This is a genomic window from Xenorhabdus budapestensis (genome assembly GCF_002632465.1).
Classification (GTDB): domain Bacteria; phylum Pseudomonadota; class Gammaproteobacteria; order Enterobacterales; family Enterobacteriaceae; genus Xenorhabdus; species Xenorhabdus budapestensis.
In genome coordinates, this window is sequence record NZ_NIBS01000020.1 from 60553 (window position 1) to 67723 (window position 7171).

General features: G+C 40.8%; 5 protein-coding genes and 2 pseudogenes. 3 read left to right on the forward strand and 4 right to left on the reverse strand.

All coding sequences use genetic code 11. The annotated features are described in order from the left end of the window. Positions 1-28 precede the first annotated feature (28 nt). Complete coding sequence (locus tag Xbud_RS15290) at positions 29-1657, forward strand: AMP-binding protein (protein ID WP_099136856.1); 1629 nt, start codon at positions 29-31, stop codon at positions 1655-1657. Positions 1658-1724: 67 nt separating this feature from the next. On the opposite strand, the gene cobT is transcribed toward Xbud_RS15290, so the two are convergent. The 3 genes from cobT to cobU all read right to left on the reverse strand — a co-directional run bounded on the left by cobT (position 1725) and on the right by cobU (position 4178). Further along, the gene (cobT, locus tag Xbud_RS15295) at positions 1725-2789 is read right to left on the reverse strand and encodes a nicotinate-nucleotide--dimethylbenzimidazole phosphoribosyltransferase (RefSeq protein ID WP_099136857.1); all 1065 of its coding nucleotides are present in this window, start codon (positions 2787-2789) and stop codon (positions 1725-1727) included. Between the two features lie 82 nt (positions 2790-2871). After that, positions 2872-3636 carry an adenosylcobinamide-GDP ribazoletransferase gene (cobS, locus tag Xbud_RS15300; RefSeq protein WP_099136858.1) on the reverse strand — a complete coding sequence of 255 codons (765 nt, stop codon included), beginning with the start codon at positions 3634-3636 and terminating at the stop codon, positions 2872-2874. Next, the gene (gene cobU / locus Xbud_RS15305) at positions 3633-4178 is read right to left on the reverse strand and encodes a bifunctional adenosylcobinamide kinase/adenosylcobinamide-phosphate guanylyltransferase (RefSeq protein ID WP_099136859.1); all 546 of its coding nucleotides are present in this window, start codon (positions 4176-4178) and stop codon (positions 3633-3635) included. Before cobU ends, cobS begins: the two co-directional genes overlap by 4 nt. 364 nt (positions 4179-4542) lie before the next feature. Here cobU and Xbud_RS20660 point away from each other — a divergent pair. Further along, positions 4543-4666: pseudogene (locus tag Xbud_RS20660) on the forward strand (VOC family protein); the annotation flags it as partial. 168 nt (positions 4667-4834) lie between these two features. Here Xbud_RS20660 and Xbud_RS15315 read toward each other — a convergent pair. After that, the gene (locus Xbud_RS15315; RefSeq protein WP_099136860.1) at positions 4835-5758 is read right to left on the reverse strand and encodes a hemagglutinin repeat-containing protein; all 924 of its coding nucleotides are present in this window, start codon (positions 5756-5758) and stop codon (positions 4835-4837) included. A gap of 92 nt (positions 5759-5850) precedes the next feature. Here Xbud_RS15315 and Xbud_RS15320 point away from each other — a divergent pair. Continuing rightward, a pseudogene (locus Xbud_RS15320) lies at positions 5851-6986 on the forward strand (ISAs1 family transposase). The last annotated feature ends 185 nt before the right edge of the window (positions 6987-7171 follow it).

A 7171-nucleotide genomic window follows, 5' to 3' on the forward strand; every position in this document is an offset into this window, starting at 1 on the left:
TAATAAGTGAAGATACAGGGTAAAAAATATGACTCTCTCTAATTCATTCTTAAATGAATATGACGGTAGTGCACTATCACCTATTTTATTTCTCAAAAGATCCATATTAAGTAATGGTGACTATCCTGCGGTAATAGATGGAGAGCAGTGTTGGACGTGGCAACAATATGCAAAGCGCTGTGAAAAAGTTGCAGTTGCACTTCAGCAAATGGGAGTAGGTAAAGGTAGTGTTGTCTCCACACTATTACCCAATATCCATGAACTGCTGGAGCTACATTATGCTGTTCCGCTATCCGGTGGGATCCTCAATGCCTTAAGTATCAGAACAGATTCAGCTACACTAAATTTTATTTTTGAGAAAATTAATCCTGAGATATTGGTTATAGATAAAACCTATCTTCCATTGTTAGATGATGTTGTTTTTAATAATCCGATAAAAATCGTTGTGGTTACTGGAAATATTGTAGTGACTGAAAATAATTCGGCCATATCAATATCAGAGCCTGATCAGGATTTTATCTACTATGAATCACTATTAACCCAATATCCATCCAAGACCCTGAATTTTTATCCCATTGATGAACAGGAAGCCATCAGCATTAATTTCACTTCGGGAACCAGTGGACATCCCAAATTGGTTGTCTATTCACACCGAGGAACATTCCTTAATGCTATTTCCAATATCCTGGATTGGGATATGCCTAAACGCCCTACTTATTTATGGACACTACCAATGTTTCATTGCAATGGCTGGTGTTTTTCCTGGACTATAGCTGCACGTGCCGGTACACATATCTGCATGCGCAAATTTGATGCAGAAGAAGCCATACAGCTTATGCAGAAACATCAGGTTACACACTATTGTGGCGCTCCAATTGTGCATTATTCCCTGGGACAAGAAGCTCAAAAACGCGGTATCTCTTTTAATAATAATGTCTACGGTCTTATTGCCGGCGCTCCACCAACAGAGAAAATCTTTGCTCTACTTGACGCTGTCGGGATCGCTGTTACCCAAGTCTATGGCCTGACAGAAACTTATGGGCCGGTCGTTGTTTGTGAAGATAAACACGATTGGGAAACACTACCAACATCAGAAACAATTTTAAAAAAGATGCGTCAGGGTATTGTTTCTAATTTACAAGGAGAAGTCAGGGTTATTGATGAAAACAGTGGATTAACAGTCCCTTCTGACGGGCAATCCATTGGTGAGATTGCCATCCGGGGCAATATTGTTGCCTCTTATGATCTTGCCCACCGTGTTACATCTGATATGACAAATCAGTGGTTTTTTACTGGGGACTTAGCCGTTGTTGATTGCGATGGTTATATTAAAATTATCGATCGGAAAAAAGATATCATTATTTCTGGTGGTGAGAATATTTCCAGCCTTGAGTTGGAGAATGCTCTGTCAAATTATCCCGGAGTTTTGGCTGTCGCTATTGTGGCAAAACCTGATGAATATTGGGGTGAAGTTCCCCATGCCTTTATTGAACTTGATGAACATACATTGATTACTGAACAAGAATTGGATGACTATATCTGTACCGTTGTAGCACGCTATAAGCGACCCAAAGGCTATACTTTTTTAGCACTGCCTCGCAATGTAAACGGGAAGATCCTCAAAGAACAATTAAGAAAATTAACTAAAGACCTATAACATACAGGACATGGTAAAATGCAAGAATTCATGCAGTAATATAACATTACTCCCGAAAAAACTTAACTCAATGGAGTAACGCAGGAAATCGAATCCCACTTTTTGCCAGATACCCCATATTGCGATACATGGCACAGGCAGCATCAATCAGAGACATTGCAATTGCTGCCCCGCTGCCTTCACCAAGACGCAGATCTAAATGCAGATAAGGCTGTAGCCCCAAATGCTGTAATGCCAATACTGCACCTTTTTCTGCTGACATATGAGATGGAATACAATAATCCCGAACAGAGGGAGCCATCTGAACTGCCGCCAGCGCAGATGCGTAAGAAATAAAGCCATCAAGGACGACCGGAACACCTGCTGCTGCTGCTCCCAAAATCACTCCTGCCATCCCCACAAGCTCAAACCCACCCACCTTTGCTAATACATCAAGAGGGGACTGCACATCAGGCTGATTCACATCAATAGCACGACGTACAACAGATTCTTTATGCCTGAGTCGTTCAATCGGCAAATTAGCGCCCAATCCAACCACATCACAGGGTTCGCTTCCGGTAAGGACACTGATGACTGCCGCTGCTGGTGTAGTATTTGCAATTCCCAGCTCTCCCACACCAAACACTGAAACTCCTGCTACAATACGCTGTTGAACTAGTTGTGCACTTGCCAATAATAATGCTTCTGCATATTCATAAGGCATAGCTGGGCCTTGTGTAATATTGCCACAGCCCCTGGCTAATTTGAGGGATAGCAAATTATCTATTGGTTCACAATCGATACCAATATCTACAGGCAAAACATGAGTATTGCTATTTTTCGCCAATACACAAACCCCTGTCAGCCCTTGCAACATATTCCGTGCCTGTATAGCCGTCACATTCCTGGGAGAAATAGCCACACCTTCATCATAAACGCCGTGATCAGCACACATAACGACGATCTCTTTTTGCAGATCTCGCAGATCTTCAATACCGGGCATTCCCGCAAGTTGTATTGCCAGAGTCTCCAGACGCCCCAGGCTGCCAATCGGTTTGACCAAACTGTTGATATGCTGTGCTGCTTTCTCCATTTTTGCCCGATCAAGTGGTTGAATTTTATCAAACAAAATCGACAAAGATTGAAAGGCCATAATTATCCTTCCGGCTACATTTCAGATTGGATGCTTAAAGAAAACCACATTCATTTACTCTCCATAAACCCATTTCTAAAAGCTATTTCCAAATCAAAATCAAAGTCAGTAAAAAAACCACTTCGCCTATTTCAATTGCCGCTCCCATCGTATCTCCGGTCTGCCCTCCCAACCGATAATTAAAATAGAGAGAAAGTAAAAAAATGGCGATCATCGTAACCATCATTGCAGATAATCCCTGCCAATCGCCAAGTATCATCACCAATACTGTCCCTGTCAGTAAAACGAGTATCGTACCACGTGGAGTAATGCGACCAATATAACTGCTCCCCATCCCTTCATTTTCACGGGCATAACGCTGCTCAAACATCAAAAGCACAACAACAGTACGTCCAACAACAGGAGCACAGGATAATAAGGCTAATAACTTCAGGGGAGGATGATAGGCAAGTTCAACAACAACAAGAATTTTAATGAGGATACAAAAAATCAGGGCCAGCCCGCCATACGTTCCAAGACGACTATCCTGCATAATTTCCAGCATTCTTTCCCTCTGACGGCTGGAGAAAATCCCGTCACAGGTATCAGCCAGACCATCTAAATGCAATCCGCCAGTCAGAAGCGCCAAAGCTAACGCATAACCGATTGCACCAATATACACGCCCCCGCCAGATTGACTTATTGCCAGAGCAATACAAGATGCAATTACACCGACAATAAGACCAATCAAAGGGAAAACAGGTACACCACGCCCTAGTTGGCGAAAATCAATACCCTGGGCCCATTTTGCAGGCACAGGAAGCCGTGTCATAAACTGTAATGTTGCCCAAAAAAGTTTCAATTTCATTTAATCTTCACTCCAATACCAGAAACCATCAGCCAGACTGATTCTGCTGTCTGTGCCAGTTTCTGGTTAGCTCGTCCGGCAATATCAATAAAATGACGAGCCAGTCGATTTTCAGGGGTAATTCCCATCCCTAATTCATTGGTCACTAAATAAATAGGCATCGGACAATTCAGGCAAGCATCGACCAAGTCATCTATCTGGTGGTGGACAAATACCTCCAATGAGGTGAAATCCAGTTTATCAGGTGACACACCTTCTGATTTATCAAAAAGAAGGTTAGCAATTAATGTGGTTACACACTCAAGTATAACTCCCTCTTCCGGTTTACGGTGCTGGCGAATAACATTTCCCAGATCCTGATGTCCTTCCCAGGTTCGCCAATGTGAGGGGCGATTTTGCTGATGCCGCTCTATACGAGCAGCCATCTCCTCATCCGTGATTTGAGCCGTAGCAATATACAATACCTGTTTACAGCGCTCTGTGATCAACCGTTCAGCATAAGCACTCTTTCCACTACGAGCTCCGCCAGTGACTAAAATCATTTGTTGGCTCCAGAAAATTGCACAGTATTTTGTGATTACAACAAACTCTGGCTAAGCCAGCTTATATCGTTGCCATAGAATAACGTATTGAATAACTATTTGATGAATTCATACAGATAAGTGTTTTGTATCGATGTGAATTAGCTCACAAAGTCAAACAAATATTCGTATGTGCTGTCTGTTACAATAATATTCCAATATAATTACCCTATTATTAACAGATATACAAATATGCAAAATCCAGAAAATCACCTCACAGATATATCTACTTTTATGGCCCTCGATATTCGTGTTGGCAGAATCACCAAAGTTGAAAAAATGTGACCTTAGGGACACGGATGCTGTAGTTTTAAATAGGAATACTATGAGAATACAAAAAAGATGTGGGTTACATTGCTATTGTTGTTGATGATTACGACAAAGCTATTGATTACTACACCAACAAATTGGGTTTTACGCTGGTGGAAGATACTCCCCAACTAAGTAAAAGTGAAGATATTTATGGTAACCGTTTGGATTTATATCAAAACGAAATTTCTTAATATAAAGATTATCCCGATTTAAAAAACAGCTTAATTCAAATTCTAAAATATCAATGGCGAAATATTATTACGCCATTGATGTTAGTTATAAATGATAATAAAACGATGCTCACTTTATTTATAGCCTTTTATTTCACTTTCAAGCGCTCTGCTTTTTTCATCATAATTTTGAATATCTGTATATGGAATTTTTTTATTTACAATATTGGAAATGATTTCTGGCAAACTCGCTATAAATTCAATAGGCGATTCAGGTAATTTTACTGACACTTTTTCTCCTTTACTATATGCAGTTACTGAATGATTTTCTATTTCCTGAGTATTCAAATTGACAGGTTTATTAGGGCTGTCAATTTTCGCCCCAGTCAGATAAGTTTTACCAACTACTCTCAGATCTACACCATTAGCACCAAAAATACCAGACTGATTCGCCAAAGCCTCATCATCGTATTTTTCGTAATCAACCTTTAATTTATCTTTTGTCCCGATTAAAATATTTTTGATTTTACTCAATACACCCCAAATGCCGGTTGGCTGTTTATCATTAAATAAATTACCGCTATTAAACATAATTCCAGCACCTACATATGTCTTTTGTCCATTATTTGTATTCTTAACAGTTTCAATATTGAGATTACCTCCAATTTTACCATTCACTCTATCTGCTACAATATTAGAACTTTTGAGTGTAGTATCTTTTCCACTCGTTAATGTAACAGTTTCACCTGTAATCTGGCTGTTATGGTTGGTAACTGCATTTGCATAACCTTTGCCGAATTCTCCATAAGCCTTCACACCAAATTGACCTAATTTAGAACCAGTTATTGCAGCCGCGAATCCCCCTTCACCACCAACTTGAAGACTATTTTTCTTTATAATATCCTGCGCTGATGTAATAATAATCTCGCCCCGTTTTGCTGTTAAATCTATCTGATGACCAGAAACATTTGTGCCTTGTAAGGACAGATTATTATCAGCAGTTAAGCTAACACCTTGTTCACCTTTAATATTACTGCTTTTTGCTATTATCGTCCCCAGGGTGAGATCACGAACGTTATTTAATCAAAATTAATCCATTTGACCCACGAATTCAGTTGTGATCTTATACTCCTTTTTTCGGGAGTACCCTAATGGAACTCGATGCTTTTTCCCAGCATTTCGGTGAAATCAAAGATCCTCGCCAGTCTGCCAAAATCAGCTATCCCCTGTTTGATGTGCTTTTTCTGACAATGTGTGCCGTCTTGACGGGCGCTGAAGGTTGGGAAGATATCGAAGATTTTGGGAATATGCGCATCAACTGGCTTCAGGAAAAGGGATTTTTTCAAACCGGCTTACCTGTACATGATACAATAGCACGTATCATTTCCCATCTTGACCCTGTCCAGTTTCAACACTGCCTTATTCGCTGGACTCAGTCGGTCAGCAAACGTACCGATGGTGAAATCATCGCGATTGATGGCAAGGCATTACGGGGAACCGGGCATTGGCATAACCGATTATCGGCTATCCATATGGTGAGCGCATTTGCTACGGCCAATGGCGTTGTCATGGGACAGTTAAAAACTGAAAAAAATCTAATGAAATCACTGCGATCCCGAAGTTAATTGATTTACTGGACATCAAAAGTTGTTTGGTCACCCTTGATGCGATAGGATGCCAGACTAAAATTGCTAAAAAAATTATCGCCCAGGGCGGTGATTATCTGCGGGCGGTAAAAAATAATCAGGAAACGCTACATCGCGCGGTTAAACAAACACTGTCAGCGCAAGTCACTGCCGTCAACCAATCAGAAAATGTCTGTATAGAACAAGGGTATGGGCGAATTGAATTACGTGAATATCATGTATTACCGGCGGGAGAACTTGCCTCGCAATTTCCGGAATGGAAAGGCTTAAAAAGCATTGGTGTGGCAATACGATATCGCCTTGATAAAGCGAGAAAAAAAGAATCACTGGATTATCATTATGATATCAGCTCTGCCGAACTTGAATCAGACCGTTTTAGGGAGGCGGTACGGGGTCATTGGGGTATCGAAAATCGCGTCCATTGGGTGCTTGACGTATCAATGAATGAAGATGCGTGTGCCATTCGTCGCGGCAATGCGGCTGAGATATTAGCGGGTATGCGGCACTTCTCGCTTAATATGCTGCGTGCAGAAACCAGTGTAAAAGCCAGCATGCGACGCAAAGCAAACATGACCAATATGAGCAGTGAGTATTTGGACAAAGTTTTCATTGCAGGTTTTCAGGTGTTGGGCAAGAAATGAACATTCATGCTCTTGCCCTGCTACCAATACTTAATGTCAGAGAGCCTTGAGGTATAGAGATCGGATAAGACAATGTATTTTTTAAATAAGTGATTAAGAAAAATTAATTGCAAATTGAGCCCCATAACCTTCCAATAGCGTATTTAGCTCATACTCCATTGTCTCCTGAGTCCAGGTGATAAAAC

What these genes read in the sequence shown, in the direction of transcription:
- Xbud_RS15290 (WP_099136856.1), top strand. Translation starts at nt 29, where the DNA reads ATGACTCTCTCTAATTCATTCTTAAATGAATATGACGGTAGTGCACTA.
- cobT (WP_099136857.1), bottom strand. Translation starts at nt 2,789, where the DNA reads ATGGCCTTTCAATCTTTGTCGATTTTGTTTGATAAAATTCAACCACTT.
- cobS (WP_099136858.1), bottom strand. Translation starts at nt 3,636, where the DNA reads ATGAAATTGAAACTTTTTTGGGCAACATTACAGTTTATGACACGGCTT.
- cobU (WP_099136859.1), bottom strand. Translation starts at nt 4,178, where the DNA reads ATGATTTTAGTCACTGGCGGAGCTCGTAGTGGAAAGAGTGCTTATGCT.